General features: G+C 67.7%; 18 protein-coding genes. 7 read left to right on the top strand and 11 right to left on the bottom strand.

Going from position 1 to position 21005, the window contains the following annotated elements; all coding sequences use genetic code 11:
* Nucleotide 1 precedes the first annotated feature (1 nt).
* Genes ROJ8625_RS15475 through ROJ8625_RS15465 form a run of 3 tightly spaced genes read right to left on the bottom strand, consistent with a single transcriptional unit; the run spans nt 2 to nt 3278 of the window.
* The gene (locus tag ROJ8625_RS15475) at nt 2-1228 is read right to left on the bottom strand and encodes an MFS transporter (RefSeq protein WP_085792789.1); all 1227 of its coding nucleotides are present in this window, start codon (nt 1226-1228) and stop codon (nt 2-4) included.
* Nucleotides 1225-1983 (bottom strand): DUF1365 domain-containing protein, encoded by a 759-nt coding sequence (locus ROJ8625_RS15470; RefSeq protein ID WP_085792788.1) that lies wholly within the window; start codon nt 1981-1983, stop codon nt 1225-1227. The genes ROJ8625_RS15475 and ROJ8625_RS15470 overlap by 4 nt, the downstream gene beginning before the upstream one ends.
* A complete protein-coding gene (locus ROJ8625_RS15465) occupies nt 1980-3278 on the bottom strand; it encodes an NAD(P)/FAD-dependent oxidoreductase (RefSeq protein ID WP_085792787.1) in 1299 nt (432 codons plus the stop codon). Before ROJ8625_RS15465 ends, ROJ8625_RS15470 begins: the two co-directional genes overlap by 4 nt.
* Nucleotides 3279-3386: 108 nt before the next feature.
* Between ROJ8625_RS15465 and ROJ8625_RS15460 the strand changes: the two genes are divergently transcribed.
* The 3 genes from ROJ8625_RS15460 to ROJ8625_RS15450 all read left to right on the top strand — a co-directional run bounded on the left by ROJ8625_RS15460 (nt 3387) and on the right by ROJ8625_RS15450 (nt 5163).
* Nucleotides 3387-4058 (top strand): sigma-70 family RNA polymerase sigma factor, encoded by a 672-nt coding sequence (locus ROJ8625_RS15460; protein WP_234984284.1) that lies wholly within the window; start codon nt 3387-3389, stop codon nt 4056-4058.
* Nucleotides 4059-4069: 11 nt separating this feature from the next.
* Nucleotides 4070-4714 (top strand): ChrR family anti-sigma-E factor, encoded by a 645-nt coding sequence (locus ROJ8625_RS15455; protein ID WP_234984283.1) that lies wholly within the window; start codon nt 4070-4072, stop codon nt 4712-4714.
* Nucleotides 4715-4956: 242 nt separating this feature from the next.
* Complete coding sequence (locus ROJ8625_RS15450) at nt 4957-5163, top strand: MbcA/ParS/Xre antitoxin family protein (protein WP_085792784.1); 207 nt, start codon at nt 4957-4959, stop codon at nt 5161-5163.
* 87 nt (nt 5164-5250) lie between these two features.
* Here ROJ8625_RS15450 and lpdA read toward each other — a convergent pair whose 3' ends face one another.
* From lpdA to ROJ8625_RS15415, 7 genes are all read right to left on the bottom strand, one after another.
* Nucleotides 5251-7041 (bottom strand): dihydrolipoyl dehydrogenase, encoded by a 1791-nt coding sequence (lpdA, locus tag ROJ8625_RS15445; protein WP_085792783.1) that lies wholly within the window; start codon nt 7039-7041, stop codon nt 5251-5253.
* Nucleotides 7042-7051: 10 nt separating this feature from the next.
* Nucleotides 7052-8368 carry a dihydrolipoyllysine-residue acetyltransferase gene (aceF, locus tag ROJ8625_RS15440; protein WP_234984282.1) on the bottom strand — a complete coding sequence of 439 codons (1317 nt, stop codon included), beginning with the start codon at nt 8366-8368 and terminating at the stop codon, nt 7052-7054.
* A 26-nt stretch (nt 8369-8394) separates the two neighbouring features.
* Complete coding sequence (gene aceE / locus ROJ8625_RS15435; protein WP_085792782.1) at nt 8395-11049, bottom strand: pyruvate dehydrogenase (acetyl-transferring), homodimeric type; 2655 nt, start codon at nt 11047-11049, stop codon at nt 8395-8397.
* A gap of 42 nt (nt 11050-11091) precedes the next feature.
* Nucleotides 11092-11289 carry a hypothetical protein gene (locus tag ROJ8625_RS15430; RefSeq protein WP_085792781.1) on the bottom strand — a complete coding sequence of 66 codons (198 nt, stop codon included), beginning with the start codon at nt 11287-11289 and terminating at the stop codon, nt 11092-11094.
* A 148-nt stretch (nt 11290-11437) separates the two neighbouring features.
* Nucleotides 11438-12670, bottom strand: a complete 1233-nt coding sequence (locus tag ROJ8625_RS15425) for a DNA recombination protein RmuC (RefSeq protein ID WP_085792780.1) — start codon at nt 12668-12670, stop codon at nt 11438-11440.
* Nucleotides 12667-14526, bottom strand: coding sequence for a DNA mismatch repair endonuclease MutL (mutL, locus tag ROJ8625_RS15420; RefSeq protein WP_085792779.1), 1860 nt, complete (start codon nt 14524-14526; stop codon nt 12667-12669). Before mutL ends, ROJ8625_RS15425 begins: the two co-directional genes overlap by 4 nt.
* Nucleotides 14527-14579: 53 nt before the next feature.
* Nucleotides 14580-15548 (bottom strand): 2-hydroxyacid dehydrogenase, encoded by a 969-nt coding sequence (locus ROJ8625_RS15415; RefSeq protein ID WP_085792778.1) that lies wholly within the window; start codon nt 15546-15548, stop codon nt 14580-14582.
* A 134-nt stretch (nt 15549-15682) separates the two neighbouring features.
* Here ROJ8625_RS15415 and ROJ8625_RS15410 point away from each other — a divergent pair, with 134 nt between their 5' ends.
* The 4 genes from ROJ8625_RS15410 (at nt 15683) to folD (ending at nt 19807) form a co-directional block, all read left to right on the top strand.
* Entirely contained in the window at nt 15683-16465 is a 783-nt protein-coding gene (locus ROJ8625_RS15410; protein ID WP_085792777.1) for an ion transporter, read from the top strand.
* Nucleotides 16466-16798: 333 nt separating this feature from the next.
* Nucleotides 16799-18475, top strand: coding sequence for a formate--tetrahydrofolate ligase (locus ROJ8625_RS15405; protein WP_085792776.1), 1677 nt, complete (start codon nt 16799-16801; stop codon nt 18473-18475).
* A gap of 69 nt (nt 18476-18544) precedes the next feature.
* Nucleotides 18545-18838, top strand: a complete 294-nt coding sequence (locus tag ROJ8625_RS15400) for a chorismate mutase (protein WP_085792775.1) — start codon at nt 18545-18547, stop codon at nt 18836-18838.
* A 75-nt stretch (nt 18839-18913) separates the two neighbouring features.
* Nucleotides 18914-19807, top strand: a complete 894-nt coding sequence (folD, locus tag ROJ8625_RS15395; protein ID WP_085792774.1) for a bifunctional methylenetetrahydrofolate dehydrogenase/methenyltetrahydrofolate cyclohydrolase FolD — start codon at nt 18914-18916, stop codon at nt 19805-19807.
* 42 nt (nt 19808-19849) lie between these two features.
* Here folD and ROJ8625_RS15390 read toward each other — a convergent pair whose 3' ends face one another.
* Nucleotides 19850-20992, bottom strand: coding sequence for an alpha-D-ribose 1-methylphosphonate 5-triphosphate diphosphatase (locus tag ROJ8625_RS15390; protein WP_085792773.1), 1143 nt, complete (start codon nt 20990-20992; stop codon nt 19850-19852).
* Between the last annotated feature and the right edge of the window lie 13 nt (nt 20993-21005).

Below are 21005 nucleotides of genomic sequence, written 5' to 3'. Positions count from 1 at the left end.
GTCAGGTCTCCTCGATCGGCGTTGCGACGAGCACGGCCATCGCGACGAGCTTCAGGACGCACGGCACGGCAGCGTAGAGCAGGCTGAGTGTCCATAGTGCGCGCGCCGAGTTGTCGGTTCCTGTCTGAAAGCCAACGCTTTCCAGCAACGGAAGTAGTGCGATGGCGGCGAAGGCCAGCGTCACTTTCTGCGCGAAGGACCACAGCGCGAAACCCTCGGATCCTTCTGGCGCGACGCGCGCCATGCGGCGTGCGAACATCGCCGGAAGCAAGGTCAGGTCGGCGCCCACCGCCGCGCCGCTTGCAATGCAGATCGCCGCGAAGGCGGCGACGTCGCCCGCGCGGAGCGTCAGCGCGAACCCGAAGGACACGATCGCGAGACCCATCGCCGCCAGCAGCGTCCGTTTGGCGCCCCGCGCCTCGGCGATCCGGCCCCAGACCGGCGCGGCGCCGGCGGCCGCGAGGAAGAACAGCAGCAGGAGCGGCCCTTCCCACCCCGGCGCGTCCAGACGGCTCTCGACGAAGAACAGGAACAGCGTGGACGACACGGCCACCGGCGCGGCATTGGCGAGCGCCACGACCAGAAGACGCAGCGCCACGCTGTCCCGCAGGACAGGGCCGAAGCCCTGCGACGCGATGCGCGCCTCGCGCCCCCATTCGCGGCGCATCAGCCAGACCGCCGCGACGACCGCGACGGCGAAGATCACCGCGAAGCCTGCGTAGTCCGGCAGGCCGGCCGCGCCGAGCACCGTCGGCAGGACGGACGCCGTGCACACGCCGAGAAGCGCGCCGGTCTCGCGCCACCGCGCCAGGTGCAGGTGTCCTTCGCCCGACAACGCGCCTGCCGTCGCGATCCCACGGGCGTAGAAGGCGATGGTGAGGAAGCTGAAGGCCGAGAACACCAGGCTCAGCGTCAGCGCGAACCACCAGATCGGCGCGATCGGCGGTGCCACCGCGAACAGGCCGAGCATGCCGAGGCCCATGACCGTGCCGCCGATGATGACCGACACGCCCTGGTAGCGACGCACGGCCGAGGCGAGCCAGCCGAGCGCGGGATCCTGCACGAGATCGAAGAGCCGGAGCGCGAAAAGGACGCCGCCCATCGCGCCGAGGCTGACGCCGTATTCGGCGGCGTAAACCTGCGGCGCATGGATATAGATCGGCAGGCCGGCCGCAGAGAGAACGGCAGCAAAGGCGGCGTAGCCCGACAGGCGCGGGCTGCGTGTCACGACACGTCCTGATGGGGCGGCGACGGGCGCGTGCGGTAGCGCGCGCCTTTCCACCAGAGCTTGAGCGCCTGCCAGTGGATGAGCGCCAGCACCCGGCGCGACCCGAGCGGGCGCCGCAGCAGCGACGCGAGAATCCGCCCCGACGTCAGCGGGCGCCGTGTGCCGGTCAGCGTCGCGACCAGCCCGCCGCCGGTGTGGTTGTAGTCGATCCAGATGCCGACGTGATCGGGCCGGATATCGAAGCGGAACCGGTAGCCGCCCGACACCGGCTGGAACGGCGAGACGTAGAAGATCTTTTCCGCCTCGAGAACATCCTCGCGGCCGATTGGCGCGCCATCCGGGCGTCGGCACAGATACGAGTGCCGTTCGCCGAATGTGTTGGACACCTCGGCGATCACCGCGACGAGGCGGTCCGCGTCGTCATGCGCGAGCCAGAAGCTGACGGGATTGAACACATGGCCCAGAAGCCGCGGTTGCGCCATCAGGCGCAGAGCGCCCGGCGCGCGAACCTGGTGCGCCTCGAGCACGGCGCGCGCCCATTTCGGGCCGCGGCCCGCACCCGGCGGTCCGCCGTGATCGCGGTCCCGCAGGCTGGCGACGTTTGCGCCGTTGCGGCTGAAGAGCGCCGGCCTTGACGCGCGCGCCGGCGATTCCGCATCGAGAAGCACGTAGTCGATCGAATAGCGGAACGCGTTGCGTACAGCTCCCTTGCGCCCGTGCCAGGTGTGACCGGCGATATGCTCGACCGCCGTCACTCCGCCGCGACCAGACCGGCGCGCGCCTTGATCGCCCCGGCGACCTCCCACGCGCTCTGAAGTCCGTCCTCGTGGAAGCCATTGCGCATCCACGCGCCGCAAAACCAGGTGTTGCCCGTGCCATTGTGAGCCCGCATCGCGTCCTGCGCCTCCAGCGCGCCGAGGTCGTAGACCGGGTGACGCAGGACGGTCTCGTCGTGGATTAGCTCGTCGCGGATTTCGCGCGTCGAGTTCAGCGTCACGAACAGGGGGTCGTCCTCCGGGATCGGCTGAAGCGAGTTCATCCAGTACGTCAGGTCGATCGTGTTCATTGCCCGAACGGTATCCTCGGTATAGTTCCACGAGGACCAGCACACGCGTCGTCGCGGCATCATTCGCGTATCCGAGTGCAGAACCATGCGGTTGGGCTGGTAAGCGATCGCTCCGAGAATGCGGCGCTCGGTCGGGCTGGGGTCGGCCAGCATGGCAAGGCTGTCGTCCGAATGTGTCGCGAAGATCACGTCGTCGAACCGCTCCCAGTCGCCGCCGGGGCAGCGGACCTCAGCCCCCTTCTCGTCTCGGCGCACGCCGGCAACTGGCGCGGAGGTCCGGATCTCGACGCCCTGCCCGCGCAGAGCGGCCTCGAGACGCCGCACGTACTCGACCGATCCGCCATCGACGGTGAACCACTGGTGCTGTCCCGAATAGCCGAGCAACGCATGGTTCTCGAAGAACCGCACCAGCGCCTGCGCCGGAAAATCGAGGATCTTCTCCGTCGGGGTCGACCAGATCGCGCCGGACAGCGGCGACAGGTAGTAGTCGCGAAACCATGGCCCGGTGCCCATCTGGTCGAGGAAATCGCCGAGACGCTGGGACGGGTCGGCCGAGGTCGCCTTTACCGCCGTCGCGTTGAACCGCAGGATGTCCCGCAGCATCCGAAGATAGGCCGGGCGCAGCGCATTGCGCGGCTGCGCGAAGATTGCGCGCATGCCCGCCAGCCCGTATTCGAGCTGCCCCCCGCGCAGACTGGCACCGAAGCTCATGTTCGACTTGGCCACCGGCACGTCGAGCTGCCCGAACAGCCGCGCCAGAAGCGGATAATTGGCGTAATTGAAGACAATGAAGCCGGTATCGACAGGCTGGTCGCCGCGCTTGCCGGCGATCCTTGTCCTGGCATGTCCGCCCAGGCGATCCTCTGCCTCGAACAACGTGACATGGTGATCGTCGGACAGGTAATGCGCCGCGCCGAGCCCGGAGATTCCGGCGCCTATGACGGCGATCCGGCGGGGCGCGGCGGAGAGGCGTTCGAAGGGCATGAGGTCGGGTCTCCGTCGACGGTTGCGAACGATCTTACGGAACCCACGTGGCCCCGGATGACTTTCGTTCAGATAAAGTGAGGTGATCCAGTTCCGGGGCCCCTACGTATGCCGGATATGTTGCGTGATGCACGAGCCGTCGAGTTTTTCGAGCCCGAACCGACCGGATTGTCCGGTGCGGCACAACAGCACATGCGACCGGTAAGCGAACCACAATCGCGTCTCGACGCGGAGGGCAATGCGCCGCCGCAACCCGCCTACTGGACCGACCGCGTACTCGAAATACGCGACAACCGCTCCGAAGCCGCCTTCGTCGCGCTGTTCGAGCACTTCGCACCGCGCATCAAGGCGTTCCTCATGAGACAGGGGTGCGACGCCGCCACCGCCGAGGAAGTCGTGCAGGACGCGATGTCGACGGTCTGGCGCAAGGCGCATCTATTCGATCCCTCGCGGGCGAGCGTGTCGACCTGGATCTTCACCATCGCGCGCAATCGCAGGATCGATCTGATCCGCAAGTCCGCCCGCCCGGAGCCAGAGGATCTGCCATGGGGACCGGACACGCCAGCGGAGCCCGTCGATATCGTCGGGCGGCAACAAGACAGCGCGCGCCTCGGCGAGGCGCTCTCCACCCTTCCTGAAAAACAGCGTCACCTGATCGAACGAGCCTATTTCGGCGAGCTTTCCCACAGCGAGATCGCTGAAGAGACAGGCCTTCCGCTCGGCACGATCAAGTCGCGCATCCGCCTGGCGCTGGAGAGGCTGCGCCACGCGATGGCATGAGAAGAGCAGAGATGATCGAACACCACCTCACAGACGACCTGCTGATGGCCTACGCCGCCGGCACCCTCCCCGAGGCGTTCGACCTCGCCGTCGCGACGCATCTGTCGATGTGCGACACCTGTCGCGCCGCGGCCGAAAGCTACGACGCCGTGGGCGGCGCAGTCCTCGATGCGACGGACGGCGCGCAGCTCTCGGGCGACTGTCTCGAGGCGACGCTCGCCCGCATCCGCGGAGAGGCGCCGGAGACGCCGGCGCCGCGTCCGATCCGCGCCGATTCAGTGCTGCCGGACCCGCTGGCGCGGTATGCCGGTGGATCGCTCGACGACGTCGTCTGGCGATCGGTCGGAATGGGGGTCAAGCAGGCCCTACTGCCGACGACCGGCAGCGCGACGGCCCGGCTTCTGTGCATTCCCGCCGGCACGGCGATGCCGGATCACGGGCACCGCGGCACAGAGTTAACGCTGGTGTTGCAGGGCGCGTTCTCGGACGAGACGGCGACCTTCGCGCGCGGCGACGTCGAGATCGCCACGGCGGCAGACGACCACATGCCGGTCGCCGATATCGGTGAGGATTGCGTCTGCCTCGCGGTGACCGATGCGCCATTGCGATTCAAGGGCTGGCTCCCGCGACTCGCGCAGCCATTCCTCGGCATATAAATCGCAACTTCGTTAATATCTAAAGCGGCCTTAATTAATCGCGCCTAGCGTGTGCCGCGGCGACGGGTGACGCTCTTTGGATTCAAAGCGTTGCGCGGTTATCCACATGAATTTCATCAAATTTTATCAGGCAATGGCCCGCTGAATGCCGTGTTTTCGCTGCTCTGCAGCGTGACAAGCCACAATTGTGCCGCGTACAACTTTACGTCGGGGAGCAGGGGCAGAATCAAAGGGAGGCAGAGATGCACTCGAATAGCGTTGAGAGCCGCCGCAAACTGGTCGAACTGCTCGAAGCCAAGATCGGGAGCGATCGTGCGCGTGAATTTCTGCACACGCCGAATCCCGTGCTGGGTTGGCAGAAGCCGTCCGAGATCCTCGATACCGATCATCTTGGCATGATGCGGGTCACGGTTCTCGTCACTTCGATGGGGACGCCGACCGCGGCCTGAGCCGCCGGCGTCCGCAACATCACCGACCCTGAAAGCCGAGGCGGCGCCGAAGCGCCGCCTTTTTTCGTGTTCGGATGCACCGTTTGCTCAGGCGGATTTCTTTTTCGGCGGCATCAGATCCGTGATCGTGCCCTCGAACATCTCGGCGGCGAAGTTCACCGTTTCCGACAGCGTCGGATGCGGGTGGATCGTGTGGCCGAGATCGACCGCGTCCGCACCCATCTCGATCGCCAGCGCCACCTCCGAGATCAGGTCGCCCGCGTTGGTGCCGACGATCGCAGCGCCGATCACGCGGTCGTCCTCGGGATCGAAGATCAGCTTCGTCATCCCTTCGGACCGGCCGTTCGACAAAGACCGGCCGGACGCCGCCCACGGAAAGACGCCCTTCTCGATCTTGATGCCGCGATCCTTGGCCTGCGTTTCGGTCAGGCCGCACCATGCCACCTCGGGGTCGGTATAGGCGACAGACGGGATCACCCGCGCATCGAAGGCGCGCTTCTCGCCAGAGGCGACTTCGGCCGCGACCTTGCCCTCGTGCACCGCCTTGTGCGCCAGCATTGGCTGGCCCACCACGTCGCCGATGGCGAAGATGTGGCTCTGGCCCGTGCGCTGGAACTCGTCGACGGCAATGAAGCCGCGTTCGTCCACTGCGACGCCGGCCTTGTCGGCGTCGATCAGCTTGCCGTTCGGCTTGCGCCCGACGGCCACGAGCACCTTGTCGAACACGTCGGTGAAGCTCTCGCCCTTGTCATCCTCGAAGGTGACTTTCAGGCCCTGCTTCTGGGCGTCCATCGCGGTGACCTTGGTCTTCAGATGGATGTTCTCGTACCTGCCCTTGATGCGCTGCATCAGCGGCTTGACGAGATCCTTGTCGGCCCCCGGAATGATCTGGTCCATCAGCTCGACGACGGTGACCTTGGAGCCCAGCGCGTCGTAGACGCAGGCCATCTCGAGCCCGATGATGCCGCCCCCGAGCACGAGCATCCGCTTGGGGATGTCCATCAGCTCGAGCGCGCCGGTCGAGTCGACCACCCGGTCGTCGTCGTGCGGAATGAACGGCAGCTCCACCGGCTCGGACCCGGCCGCGATGATGCACTGGTCGAAGCTGACCTTGGTGTTCCCGCCGTCACCCTCCACCGCGATCATGTTGGGCCCGGTGAACTTGCCGAAGCCGCGGACGACCTGCACCTTGCGACCCTTCGCCAGCCCGTCGAGCCCGCCGGTGAGCTTGCCGATGACCCCGTCCTTGAAATCGCGCAACTCGTCGAGATCGATCTTCGGCTTGCCGAAGCTGACCCCGTGCGCGCCCATTTCCTCGGCCTCCGTGATGACCTTGGCGACGTGCAGCAACGCTTTGGACGGAATGCAGCCGACGTTCAGGCACACGCCGCCGAGCGTCGAATCCTTCTCGATCAGCACGACCTTCTTGCCGAGGTCCGCTGCCCGGAAGGCGGCGGAGTATCCGCCGGGACCGGAGCCGAGGACGACGATCTCGGCATGGACGTCGCCCTCGCCGCTGTCGCCGCCCGTGGCCTCGACCTTGGCCGGCGCGCCCTTGGTGTCCGACCCGCGATCGCCGTAGCCGCCACCCTGTTCGCCACCCTGGCCGACCGGAACGTCCGCCTTGTCCTCGGCGCCCTCGTCCGCATCGGCGCCTTCGAGAACGATGATGACGTCGCCCTCGGATACGCTGTCGCCTTCCTTCACCTTGATCTCTGTGATCTTGCCCGCATGGCTCGACGGCACTTCCATCGTCGCCTTGTCGGATTCGAGCTCGATCAGCGGGTCTTCCTTCTCGACGGTATCGCCGACGCTCACCAGAACGGTGATGACGGGCACGTCCTTGAAGTCGCCGATATCGGGGACCTTCACATCCATGAGTGTCTCCTCAGAGCATCAGCCGGCGCGGATCGGCCAGCAGGTATTTGAGATGCGCGTTGAAGCGTGCGGCCAGCGCACCGTCGATCGCACGGTGGTCGTAGCTCAACGACAGCGGCAGCATGTTGCGCGGCACGAACTGTTCGCCGTCCCAGACCGGCGCCATCTTCGACCGCGACAGACCGAGGATCGCCACCTCGGGCGCGTTCACGATCGGGGTGAAGTCTGTGCCGCCGATCCCGCCGAGCGACGAGATCGTGAAGGTCGCGCCCTGCATCTGGTCGCCCTTCAGCTTGCCGTCGCGGGCGGCCTTCGAGAGGTCGCCCAGCTCTTTCGAGATATCGACGATCCCCTTGCGGTCGGCATCCTTGAGCACCGGCACCACAAGTCCGTTCGGCGTGTCCGCCGCGAAGCCGATGTGGTAGAAATGCTTGCGGATGAGCTTGTCGCCGTCGGGATGGATCGACGAGTTGAACTCCCAGTGCTTCTTCAGCGCCGAGACACAGGCCTTGATGATGAAGGACAGGAGCGTGACGCGGTAGCCTTCTTCCTTCGCCTGCGTGTCCAGTTCCTTGCGGTATTTGTCGAGGTCGGTGATGTCCGCCTCTTCGTTGTTCGTCACGTGCGGGATGTTGAGCCAGGACCGATGAAGCGCCGGGCCCGACAGCTTCTTGATCCGGCTCATCTCGACGTCCTCGACCGGGCCGAACTTCGAGAAATCGACCGCCGGGATCGGCGGAATGCCCATACCGCCCTGAGCCGGTGCGCCGCCCGCAGAGGCCGGGGCGCTGCGCGAGGCCAGCGCCTTCTCGACGTCCTCGCGCAGGATACGGCCCTTGCGGCCCGTGCCGTTCACGGTGGCGAGGTCGACATCCACCCGTCGCGCGAACGCGCGCACCGATGGCGAGGCGTGCACCTTGGAAAAACCGGCATCGGTCACGGCCTGGGCGGGGCGCGCGGGCGCCTTCGGCTCTTCGGTCCGGGCCGCCTCGGCCTTCGGCGCCTCTTTCTTTTCTTCCTTCGGCTCTTCCTTCGCGTCGTCCTGCGACGCGCCGGAGCTGTCTCCGCCGCCGCCGGACCCGCCACCTGCGCCTTCTTCCTCGACGACGAGGATGACGGAGCCTTCGGACACGGAGTCGCCCTCGGACACCTTGATCTCGGTCACCTTGCCGGCATGCGAGGACGGCACCTCCATCGTGGCCTTGTCACTCTCGAGCTCGATCAGCGGATCTTCCTCGGCGATCGTGTCGCCCACGCTGACGAGCACGGAGATCACCGGCACATCGCTGAAGTCGCCGATGTCGGGCACTTTCACTTCGGTGGTCATCGTCTGTCTCTCTCCCTCGGTTCCCGTCAGCTCAGGCGCGGGTTCGGCTTGCCGCCGTCGATGTCGTATTTCTTGAGCGCCGCCTCGAGATCCTTGTCGGATACGGCTCCCTCGCGGTGGAGATCCACCATCGCGGCCGCCGCGATGTGGTTCGCGTCGACTTCGAAGAAGCGACGCAGGTTTTCGCGGCTGTCCGACCGGCCGAAGCCATCGGTGCCGAGCACGGTATAGCGATTGGGCACGAAGGCCCGGATCTGCTCGGCGAAGGCCTTCATGTAATCGGTCGCGGCGATGACCGGACCCTTCGCGTTGGCCATGATGTCGGTCACGTAGGGCACGCGCTCCTCGCCCAGGGGGTTCAGCCGGTTGTGGCGCAACGCGTCCTGCCCGTCGCGGGCCAGTTCGTTGAACGAGGTCGCGGACCAGATGTCGGACGTGACGCCGAAATCCTCCTTGAGCATCTCGGCCGCCTGGATCGCCTGGCACAGGATCGTGCCCGACCCCATGAGGTTCACGTGCTTCTTGCCGGGGCGCGACGTCTTCTTCATCCGGTAGAGCCCGCGGATGATCCCCTCCTCGGCGCCCGTGGGCATCTCGGGATGGGCATAGTTCTCGTTCATCAGCGTGATGTAGAAGTAGACGTCTTCCTGATCGACATACATGCGCTGCAGGCCGTGCTGGACGATCACCGCCACCTCGTAGGAGAAGGTCGGATCGTAGCTCACGCAGTTCGGAATGGTCGCCGCGAGGACGTGGCTGTGGCCGTCCTCGTGCTGCAATCCCTCGCCGTTCAGCGTCGTACGCCCGGCCGTCCCGCCAAGAAGGAAACCGCGCGCGCGGCTGTCACCGGCAGCCCAGGCGAAGTCGCCGATCCGCTGGAAGCCGAACATCGAGTAGAAGATGTAGAACGGGATCATCGGCACGCCGTGCGTCGAGTACGCGGTGGCGGCGGCGATCCAGTCGGCCATCGAGCCGGCTTCGTTGATGCCCTCCTGCAGGACCTGGCCGTCCTTCGATTCCTTGTAGAACATCATCTGGTCGGCGTCCTGGGGCGTGTAGTTCTGCCCCAGCGGATTGTAGATGCCGACGGACCGGAACAGGCCCTCCATCCCGAAGGTGCGGCTTTCGTCCGGCACGATCGGCACGACATACTTGCCGATCTGCTTGTCCCGCAGCAGCGTGGTCAGGATCCGCACGAACGCCATCGTCGACGAGAACTCGCGGTCGCCGGACGACTGAAGCTCCTTCTTGAACTTGTCGAGCGCCGGCACCTCCAGCTTCTCGACCTTGGAGGTCCGTTTCGGAAACTCGCCGCCCAGATCCTTGCGCCGTTCGGTCAGGTAGGACTTCTGCGCGTTGTTCAGCGTGACGAACGGCACCTTTTCCAGATCGCCGTCGTCGATCGGGATGCGGAACCGGTCGCGCATCGCCTTGAGCTGGTCGACCTGCATCTTCTTCGACTGGTGCGCGATGTTCTGGCCTTCGCCGGCCGAGCCCATCCCGTAGCCCTTGACCGTCTTGACGAGGATGCAGGTGGGCTGACCGTTCGTCTTGGAGGCGCGCAGATAGGCGTTGTAGACCTTCTTGGGGTCGTGGCCGCCGCGGCGCAGGGCCCAGATGTCGTCGTCCGACCAGTCCTTCACCAACTCCGCGGTCTCGGGATACTTGCCGAAGAAATGCTCCCGGATATAGGCGCCGTCCTTCGACTTGAAGGTCTGGTAGTCGCCGTCGATCGTCTCGTCCATCAACTGGCGCAGCTTGCCGGAGGTGTCCCGCTCCAGGAGGCCGTCCCAGCCGCGGCCCCACAGGAGCTTGATGACGTCCCAGCCGGATCCGCGGAAAGCGCCCTCGAGCTCCTGCACAATCTTCGAGTTTCCGCGCACCGGGCCGTCGAGCCGCTGCAGGTTGCAGTTGATGACGAAGATGAGGTTGTCGAGTCCCTCGCGGGCGGCGATGGAAATGGCGCCAAGGCTTTCCGGCTCGTCCATCTCGCCGTCGCCGAGGAATGCCCAGACCTTGCGGTCGCTCTTGTCGATGAGTCCGCGGTTCTCGAGATACTTCATGAACCGCGCCTGATAGACCGCCATCATCGGACCGAGGCCCATCGAGACGGTCGGGAACTGCCAGTAGTCCGGCATCAGCCACGGGTGCGGATAGGACGACAGGCCCTTGCCGTCGACCTCGTGGCGGAAGCTGGCGAGATCCTCCTCGCTCAGCCGCCCCTCCATGAACGACCGCGCGTAGATGCCGGGGATGACGTGGCCCTGAAAGAACACAAGGTCGCCGCCATGCATCGTGGAACGCGTGCGCCAGAAATGGTTGAGGCCGACATCGTAGAGCGCCGCCGACGAGGCGAACGACGCGATGTGGCCGCCGATCCCGTCGGTCGACTTGTTCGCGCGGACGACCGTCGCCATCGCGTTCCAGCGATTGATGGTGCGGATGCGCCACTCCATCTCGCTGTCGCCGGGCATGTCGACCTCGTCATCCGGCGAAATCGTGTTCTGGTAGGGCGTGGTCGCGGAAAACGGCAGCATCGCACCCGCGGCACGCGCCTGCTGGACGGCCTTGTCGAGCAGAAAATGCGCGCGGTCCGGACCGTCGCGCATGATGACGTCCTCGACAGCCTCCTGCCACTCCTTGGACTCGACCGGATCGATGTCGTTCGGCGTGTCCTTCATGAGTCCTCTCCCTTCATCGCCGGGCAGTCCGGCCCATCTAGTTCAGCGCTGAACATTCTTGCCGGGCGCGGCGCCGATCTCTGATTTCCTGCGGCGTTCGCGCCAATTCAGTGCGTCGCGGTTGCGATACCAGCCACTCTGCCCACCGAATAGGCAGCCGGGCACATGCCCGTCATGCACATCCCGCATGACATGCCGTTTAACGTTGAACAGGTTTTCGTGGTCCGCGATCGCGGTCAACGTCCTCTCCTCCCTGCCACGCCCCCGCGCGCATCTGGCGGCACGGCTGGAGGCGGTGGGGTCCCGCGCGAGCCCGCGCGACACCCGGGTCAGGTTGGACGACTTAGGCGACGAATGAAAAGAGGAAATGTCCGGCGCCGCGGCCGGCTCACTCTGTCCCGGTCAGCGCGCGGGTGTCCGCCGGCTCGCCAGAGAGTTCCTCGAAGTCGAAATTGTCGAGCCGGCGTGCGCGACGCCCGGCCTTCTCGGCGCTGATGCGGATCTCCGAGATATCCTTCTGCGCCTGCCCGAAATGCCGGTCGAGGTTCTCGACCCGCGCACCCAGACGGTCGACATCGGCATAGAGCAGCCCGAGCTCCTTGCGGATGGCGCCCGCCTGCTCACGCATCCGCGCGTCCTTGAGGATCGCGCGCATGGTGTTGAGCGTGGCCATGCAGGTCGTCGGCGACACGATCCAGACCCGCGCCGCGAATCCTTCGCGCACGAGCTCGGGAAAGTTGGAGTGGAGTTCGGCATAGACCGCCTCGGACGGCAGGAACAGGATCGCGCCGTCGGCGGTCTCGCCCTCGAGGATATAACGCTCGGCGATGTCGCGGATGTGTTTCTTCACCGACAACCTGAAGGCCTGCGCCGCGCGCGTCGCCTGGTCCTGCGTCTCGACCCGGCGCAAAGCCTCGAACGCCTCGAGCGGGAACTTGGAATCGACGGCAATCGGCCCCGGCGGGTTCGGCAGATGGATCAGGCAGTCCGCCCGCCGCCCGTTCGAAAGCGTCGCCTGAAGGGTGTAGCTGTCCGACGGCAGCGCCTTGCCCACGATATCGGTCAGTTGGATCTCGCCGAAGGCGCCGCGCGTCTGCTTGTTCGACAGGATGTCCTGCAGCGACAGCACGTCGCCAGACAGTTTGGTGATGTTGTCCTGCGCCTTGTCGATCGTTGCCAGCCGCTCCTGCAATTGAGTGAGCGAGGTCGCCGTCTTCTGCGCCTGCCCGGCGAGAACCTCGTTCATCTTTTCCTGCATGTCGGCCATCGAGCGCGCCTGCCGAAGCTGGCTGTCGGCCAGCCGCTCGCCCATCTGCCGCTGCACCTCGGCAAGCCGTGTCTCGACAGTGTGCAACACGTGCATCTGCGACTGCGCGGCGGTTTCGGACACCGTCTGAAGGCTGCCCGACAGTTGGGTCTGACCCTGTGCAAGCCCGCGCACGTCCTGCCCCATCCGGCCAAGGTGATAGGCGAGGGTCTCGGTCGTGCGCGCCGCGCGCCCCGTCCGCGCGATGAGTGCCAGGAGCAGAAGGACCAGCAGCACGAGAGCGGCACACGCGACCAATCCGGCCAGCGCGAGGGGATCGCCGGCAGCGAGTTTGGCGGACAGCGTGTCGATCATGTGCGCCCGAAGAGCTTCTCGATATCAGAGAGTTTCAATTCGACGTATGTGGGCCGGCCGTGGTTGCATTGCCCGGAATGAGGCACCGTCTCCATTTCCCGCAGAAGTGCGTTCATTTCCTCGGCCCGCATACGGCGGCCCGAGCGCACCGATCCGTGGCAGGCCACGCGCGACAGGATCGCGTCCAGCCGCTCCCGCACGAGGTCCGACCCGCCGGCCTCGGACAACTCGTCCAGCACATCGCGCACCAGCGCTTCGGCGTTGACCTCGCCGAGAATCGCCGGCGTCTCGCGCACGGCCACTGCGCCGCCGCCGAAAGCTTCCACCGCCAGTCCCAAACGGGCCAGATCCTCCGCGGCGTCGAGCAGGAGCGCGCAGTCCGCGGCCGACAGTTCGACGATTTCCGGGATGAGCAACGCTTGCGCCGCGACCCCGGTCGCGGCCATCTGCGCCTTGAGCTTCTCGTAGACCAGCCGCTCGTGCGCCGCGTGCTGATCGACGATCACCAGACCGTCCGCCGTCTGCGCGAGAATGTAGTTCTCGTGCACCTGACCGCGCGCCGCACCGAGCGGATGGTGCGCCTCGGCCGGGCTATCGGCATCGGCCTCACGTTCGGCCGCAGGCTCCGGCTCCACCACGCGGCCGCTCCAGGCGCTTTCGAACTCGGCGAACCCGGGCGCTTGCGCCGCATGCGCCGCGGCGCGCGCGCCGGATGAGGGCCGGTCCATCTGGTAGATCCGGGCCGGGCCCGCGGGCTCGGTCCGCATCGCGCCGAGCGCCGCGCCGGCCACCGTGGTCGAGGCGCGGTGACCGGCCTCGGCCAGCGCATGGCGCAGACCCGAAACGATCAGCCCGCGCACGATCCCCGCCTCGCGGAAGCGCACCTCGGATTTCGCCGGGTGCACGTTCACGTCGACGGCGCGCGGATCGCAATCCACGAACAACGCCACCGCCGGATGCCGGTCGCGCGACAGGAAATCCTGATACGCACCGCGCAAGGCCCCGAGCAGCATCCGGTCCTTCACCGGTCGGCCGTTGACGAAGAGATGCTGCGCCACCGCGGAGCCGCGTGAATAGGTCGGCAGGCCCGCGAATCCGGTGAGGCGTATCCCCTCGCGCGTCGCGTCCACGGCGACGGCATTTTCGGTGAACTCGCGGCCCATCACCTGGCCGAGACGCCCGCGCAGCGCATCGAACAGATCGCCGGTCACCGGATCGGCGCGAAACGTCACGCGTCCCTCGCCACCCCCCGACACGTCGCGGAGCGTGAAACCCACAGCGGGCTCGGCCATGGCGAGACGGCGCACGATCTCGCCCACGGCCTGCGCTTCGGCCCGGTCCGTGCGCAGGAACTTGAGCCGCGCCGGCGTCGCGAAGAACAGGTCGCGCAGGGTGACGGTCGTTCCGGTTTCGCGCGCGCAGGGCTTCACCGCGGCCATGACGCCGCCCGAGACCGCGATCTCGGCAGCCTCGCCGCCCTCGGCGCGCGAGGCGATGGTCAGACGGCCCACCGCGCCAAGCGACGGCAGCGCCTCGCCCCGGAAGCCGAAGGTATGAATGTCGAGGAGGTCGGAGCCATCGATCTTGGACGTCGCGTGCCGCGACAGCGCGAGCGGCAGATCTTCCGGCGCGATGCCGCAGCCGTCATCGGCTACCCGGATCAGCGTCTTGCCGCCGTCGGCGATCTCCACGACGATCCGCCGCGCCCCGGCATCGATCGCGTTCTCCACCAGCTCCTTGACCGCCGATGCCGGACGCTCCACCACCTCGCCGGCGGCGATGCGGTTGATCGCGGCATCGTCCAGTTGCCGGATCGGCGCGCGTTCTGCGCGGATATTGGGGCTGTGGCGGGTCATGCCACTAAACCTAGCAGGTCCACGCCCCATCTGACAACGCGATTCGGCGTCTCTCAGCCGACCCGATTCGGCACGTCGCGCCCGGCGAAGACCGCGTCGAGCGTATCGGCCACCATGTGGCCCATCGCCTCGCGCGTCTCTCGCGTGGCCGAGCCCAGATGCGGCAGAAGCACAACGTCGTCGCGCCGAGTTAGCGCCTCCGGCACGCGCGGCTCGTCCGCGTAGACATCGAGCCCGGCGCCCGCGATCGCACCGGCCTCGAGCGCCGCGACGAGCGCCGCCTCGTCCACGACATCGCCGCGCGCGGTGTTGACGAGAAAGCCCTCCGGACCCAGCAAGGCGAGCCGCTCCGCGTCGATCAGCCCCGCGGTCCCGGCGCCGCCCGGCACGTGCAGCGACACCACGTCGGCCGCCGTCATCACCTGATCCACGGTGTCGAGGCGCGCCGCGTCGAGCCCGGCGAGCGACTCGGCCGGAACCGGGCTGCGGTTGTAGTAGACGACGCGCATGCCGAAGCCCGCCTGCGCGCGCCGCGCGGTGGCGAGCCCGATCCGCCCCATGCCGACGATCCCGAGCGTCTTGCCCGAGAGTCGCGCGCCGATCATGTGCGTGGGCCGCCAGCCGGACCAGCGCCCGGCGCGAACCTCGCGCTCCCCCTCGCCGGCGCGCCGCGCGAGCATCAGCATCAGCGTCAGCGCGAGGTCGGCGGTGCAATCCGTCAGGACGCCGGGCGTGTTCGTCACCTCGATCCCGGCCGTGCGCGCCGCGTCCACGGCGATATGGTTCACCCCGACACCGAAATTGCCGAGGATCCGCGCGCGGTGGCCGCCGGTGAAGATCTCCGCCGGCAGGCGGTCGGACACCGTCGGGCAGACCGCATCGAACTCGGCGAGCGCCGCGCCGATCTCGGCGGTGCCCATCGCCGTATCCTCGCGGTTCAGCACGGCGTCGTAGTCGCGGGCGAGCCGGGCCTCGACCGCCTCGGGCCACGCGCGCGTCAGCAGGATCCTCGGCTTCGCCATGATGCGTCCTCCTCGAAATGCGCCCTGGCCGTCTATGCCCGCGGCGGCGCGTGGCGTCCACACCCGGCCCGCCCCCTTGCCCGTGGGCGCGCAAGGCCGCAATAAGGCGCCGCCACCTGTTCCACGGAGCCCGGATGTCCCTGCGCCAGCGCCTTTCCGCGATCCTCGACCGGCCCGCCACCCGCAACGTCATCACCGGCGTGATCCTGTTCAACGCGGTGATCCTGGGGCTCGAGACCTCGGACGCGGTGATGGCCACCGCCGGCGCGCTGATCGTCGCGCTCGACCGCGCCTGCCTCGCGGTCTTCGTGGTCGAGATCGCCGCCAAGCTCTATGCCCGCGGCCCGGGGGCCTTCTTCCGCAACGGCTGGAACGTGTTCGACTTCATCGTCGTGGGCATCGCGCTGGTTCCTGCGACGCAGGGGCTGTCGGTCCTGCGCGCGCTCCGGATCCTGCGGCTCCTGCGCATCGTGTCCGTGGCGCCGACGCTGCGCCGCGTGGTCGAGGGCTTCGTCTCCGCCCTGCCCGGCATGGCCTCGGTGTTCCTGCTGATGGCACTCATCTTCTACATCTCGAGCGTCATGGCCACGAAGCTCTTCGGCGACACGTTTCCCGACTGGTTCGGCTCGATCCCGCTCTCGGCCTATTCGCTGTTCCAGATCATGACGCTCGAAAGCTGGTCGATGGGCATCGTGCGCCCGGTGATGGAGGTGTACCCGCAGGCCTGGGCGTTCTTCGTGCCCTTCATCCTCGTGACCACCTTCGCGGTGGTGAACCTCGTTGTCGGCCTGATCGTGAACTCCATGCAGGAAGCGCATGCCGAGGAATCGAACGCCGCGACCACGGATTACCGCGACGAGGTGCTGCGCCGTCTCGACGCGATCGAGCGCCGCCTGGCCGAGCGCGAGGACCGCTAGAGCGCGGCGCCACCCGCAGCTGCGGGCCCGCGCGCCCGTCCGGTCGATGCGCCGTCGCCCGGCTTCATCTTGCCGAAAACCCCCGCCGGAGGCTCCCGCACGTCCCACCCGCGCGTCCGCCGGGCCGGGGCGCCGCGGCAGCCCGCCCCGCGGCCCCGACCGCGCCGACGCGTTTCCGATCGGCGCACCTTGCGGCCGAACCGCCCCGCCCGGGCCGCGCCTGTGCCGCGCGGGGCCGCGATTGGGTCGCATCCGTCGTTGTGGCCCCCGGCGCGGGCGTGCTTGATGCGGCCCGGAGCGCATTCTCATTCCAGCAGAAAGACCGACCGGCAGATGGCACCCAAGACCGACATCGAGATCGCCCGCGCGGCGAAGAAACGTCCGATCCAGGAGATCGGCGAAACGCTCGGCATCCCGGGCGAGCACCTGCTGCCCTACGGTCACGACAAGGCGAAGGTCGGGCAGGACTTCATCGACAGCCTCGCCGACCGGCCGAACGGCAAGCTGATCCTCGTGACCGCGATCAACCCGACCCCCGCCGGCGAGGGCAAGACGACGACGACGGTGGGCCTCGGCGACGGGCTGAACGCCATCGGCAAGAAGGCCTGCATCTGCATCCGTGAGGCCTCGCTCGGCCCGAACTTCGGGATGAAGGGCGGCGCGGCCGGCGGGGGCTACGCGCAGGTCGTCCCGATGGAGGACATGAACCTCCACTTCACCGGCGACTTCCACGCCATCACCTCGGCGCACAATCTCCTCGCCGCGATGATCGACAACCATGTCTACTGGGGCAACGAGGAGGACATCGACGTCCGCCGGGTCAGCTGGCGCCGCGTCATGGACATGAACGACCGCGCCCTGCGCCAGATCACGGCGTCGCTCGGCGGCGTCGCGAACGGCTTCCCGCGCGAGGCGGGCTTCGACATCACCGTGGCCTCCGAGGTCATGGCGATCCTCTGCCTTGCCAGGGATCTCGCCGACCTGCAGGAGCGGTTGGGTGCGATGATCGTCGCCTACCGCCGCGACAAGACGCCGGTCTTTGCCCGCGACATCAAGGCCGACGGCGCGATGACGGTGCTCCTGAAGGATGCGATGCAGCCGAACCTCGTGCAGACGCTCGAGAACAACCCCGCGTTCGTCCACGGCGGCCCCTTCGCCAACATCGCGCACGGCTGCAACTCGGTCATCGCGACCAAGACCGCGCTCAAGCTTGCCGATTACGTGGTGACCGAGGCCGGCTTCGGTGCCGATCTCGGCGCCGAGAAGTTCATGAACATCAAGTGCCGCAAGGCCGGCCTCGCGCCAGATTGCGTGGTTGTCGTCGCGACGGTGCGGGCGATGAAGATGAACGGCGGCGTCGCCAAGGCGGACCTCGGCGCCGAGAACGTCGAGGCGGTCAAGGCCGGCTGCGCCAACCTCGGCCGCCACATCGCCAACGTCAAAAGCTTCGGCGTGCCGGTCGTCGTCGGCATCAACCACTTCGCCGGCGATACCGAGGCCGAGATCGACGCGGTGCGCGAGTTCGTCGCCGCCGAGGGCGCCGAGGCGATCCTGTGCCGCCACTGGGCCGACGGCTCTGCCGGCATGACCGAGATGGCCACCCGCGTCGCCGAGATCGCCGATGGCGGGAGCGCGGATTTCCGCACGCTCTATCCCGACGACATGGACCTGTTCGAGAAGATCGAGACCGTGGCGCACAAGATCTACCGCGCCGGCGCGGTCGTCGCAGACTCCAAGATCCGCGCGCAACTCAAGGACTGGGAGGCGCAGGGCTACGGCAATCTGCCGGTCTGCATGGCAAAGACGCAGTACTCTTTTTCGACCGATCCCACGGCGCGCGGTGCGCCGACCGGGTTCGATCTGCCGATCCGCGAGGTGCGGCTGTCGGCCGGTGCCGGCTTCGTCGTCGCGATCTGCGGCGAGATCATGACCATGCCCGGCCTGCCGAAGGTTCCGTCGGCCGAGGTCATCCGCCTGAACGACGACGGCCAGATCGAAGGGTTGTTCTGAGGGTTTGCAGAGCGCGCGCGGCCGGTGCAGTGTCGCGCGCGACTGCTCCCTGACCGAAAGGCCGACCCCATGCGAGACCCCGAAACGCTGTCCGACATGGCGGCGCTTCGCTCAGAGATCGACGCGACCGATCGCGAACTCGTCGATATGCTGGCGCACCGGTCGCGGCTGATCGACCGCGCCGCGGTGCTGAAACCGGCAGAGAATCTGCCGGCCCGCATCGACGCGCGGGTCGAGGAGGTCGTCGGCAACATCCGCCGTCGCGCCGTGGCCCACGGGCTGGACCCCGATCTGGCCGAAGCGCTTTGGCGGCATCTCATCGACTGGTCGATCCGGCGGGAGGAAGCGACGCTCGGGCCCTGATCCGCCCGTCGCCTCAGCGCCCAACAAACCGACCGACCCGCTTCCCGTACCGCCGACAGATCAAAGGACCCGCCCATGACCGCGACTCTCCTAGACGGCAAGGCCTTCGCCGCCGGAATCCGCGCCCGCGTGGCGACACACGTGGCGCGGCTGCGCGAGGATCACGGGATCACCCCGGGGCTTGCCGTCGTGCTGGTGGGCGAGGATCCCGCCAGCCAGGTCTACGTCCGCTCCAAGGGCAAGCAGACGGTCGAGGCGGGCATGAACTCGTTCGAGCATCGGCTCGACACCGGCGTGTCCGAGAACGATCTGCTCGCGCTCGTCGCGCAGCTGAACGCCGATCCCGCGGTGCACGGCATCCTCGTCCAACTGCCGCTGCCCGCGCATGTCGACGCGGGCCTCGTGATCGACGCGATCGACCCGGCCAAGGACGTGGACGGGTTCCACGTGTCGAATGTCGGCCTGCTCGGCACCGGGCAAAAGGCGATGGTGCCCTGCACGCCGCTCGGCTGCCTGATGCTGCTGCGCGACCACCTCGGGAGCCTGTCCGGGCTCGAGGCGGTCGTGCTCGGCCGGTCCAACATCGTCGGCAAGCCGATGGCGCAACTCCTGCTCGGCGACAGCTGCACGGTCACCATCGCGCATTCGCGCACCCGCGATCCGCAGGAGGTCTGCCGCCGCGCCGACATCCTCGTCGCCGCCGTCGGCCGGCCCGAGATGGTCACCGGCGATTGGGTCAAGCCCGGCGCGACCGTGATCGATGTCGGCATCAACCGGATCGACGCGGGCGACGGCAAGACCCGCCTCGTCGGCGATTGCGCCTTCGACAGCTGCGCCGAGGTCGCCGGCGCGATCACTCCCGTGCCCGGCGGCGTCGGCCCCATGACCATCGCCTGCCTGCTGGCGAACACGACCACCGCCTGCTGTCGCGCGCATAACCTGCCGGAACCGGCCGACCTGACAGCCTGAGCCCGCGCTACGCAACTCTTGTGCGGCACCTCCGCGCGCCGCTCAACCGACCTTGCGGCCCTGGCTCCAGACCCCGTGCACGACCGGCGTACCGTCCACCTCGACCACGCGCACCACGTCGCCGCGCAGGCCCGGCGCGAGCCGTCCGCGGTCGGCAAGCCCCGTGGCCCGCGCGGGGGCATCGGTGACGGTGCGGATCGCGCGCGGCAGGTCGTCCCAAAGCGTCCCCAGCCGGAACGCCCCCAGCATCAGCGAGGACGGGATGTAGTCCGACGACAGGATGTCGAGCCGATCGACGCGCGCCAGCGTCTCGGCCGCCACGTTGCCGGAATGCGACCCGCCGCGGATCAGGTTCGGCGCCCCCATCATCACCGCGATGTCGTGGGCGTGGCACGCCGTCGCCGCCTCCTCCGTCGTGGGAAACTCGGCCAGCCGCACACCATGGCCCGCGCTCGTCGCGACCTGCGCCTCGGTGGTGTCGTCGTGGCTCGCCAGCACCGCGCCGAGGCGATGTGCCGCCTCGACCGCACCGGCCTCGTGCGCCGCGCCGAAGCGCTCCTGCAGCGCCTTCAGCCCGGCGACGTGCCGCTGGAACCCGGCTTCGTCGACGCCGTGCTTGCCCATGACGTAGGCGCGCAGCTTCGACACGTCGCGGAACTGGCGCTGGCCCGGCGTGTGATCCATGATCGACAGGATGCCCACGCGGTCCTCCGGCCCGAACTCGCCCAGCTCGTCGAGCAGGGTTTCCGAGCACACCTCCGCGCGGAGGTGCAGAAAATGGCTGATCCGCAAGGCGCCCTTCGCCCGGAGCGCGAACATCTCCCGCGACAGCGCGCGGGCGTACTGCGCGTAGTCGGTCTCGTTGTCGGTGACGATCGAGCCCACGCGCATGGCGTCGAAGACCGTGGTGATACCCGCACTCGCCAGTTCCCCGTCATGGGCGAGGATCGCCGTCATGTGCGGCCAGTCGACCCCGGGGCGCGGCTCGATATGCCGCTCGAGGTTGTCCGTGTGCAGCTCGATCAACCCGGGTATCAGGTGATCGCCGCCGCAATCCTCCGCGCCGCGCGCGGCGCTCGACCCGCCCGAGATGTCGGCGACCACGCCGTTGCGCAACACGAGCGTCCCGTGGATCACCTCCTCCGGCGCCACGATCCGCGCATTCGTCAGGATGATCTCGGTCATCTTGCCTCTGCCT

This window comes from Roseivivax jejudonensis (genome assembly GCF_900172265.1).
In the GTDB taxonomy this organism is placed as follows: Bacteria; Pseudomonadota; Alphaproteobacteria; order Rhodobacterales; family Rhodobacteraceae; genus Roseivivax; species Roseivivax jejudonensis.
Note: the sequence above shows the minus strand (reverse complement) of the source record. Positions and strands in the feature narration are given on the sequence as shown.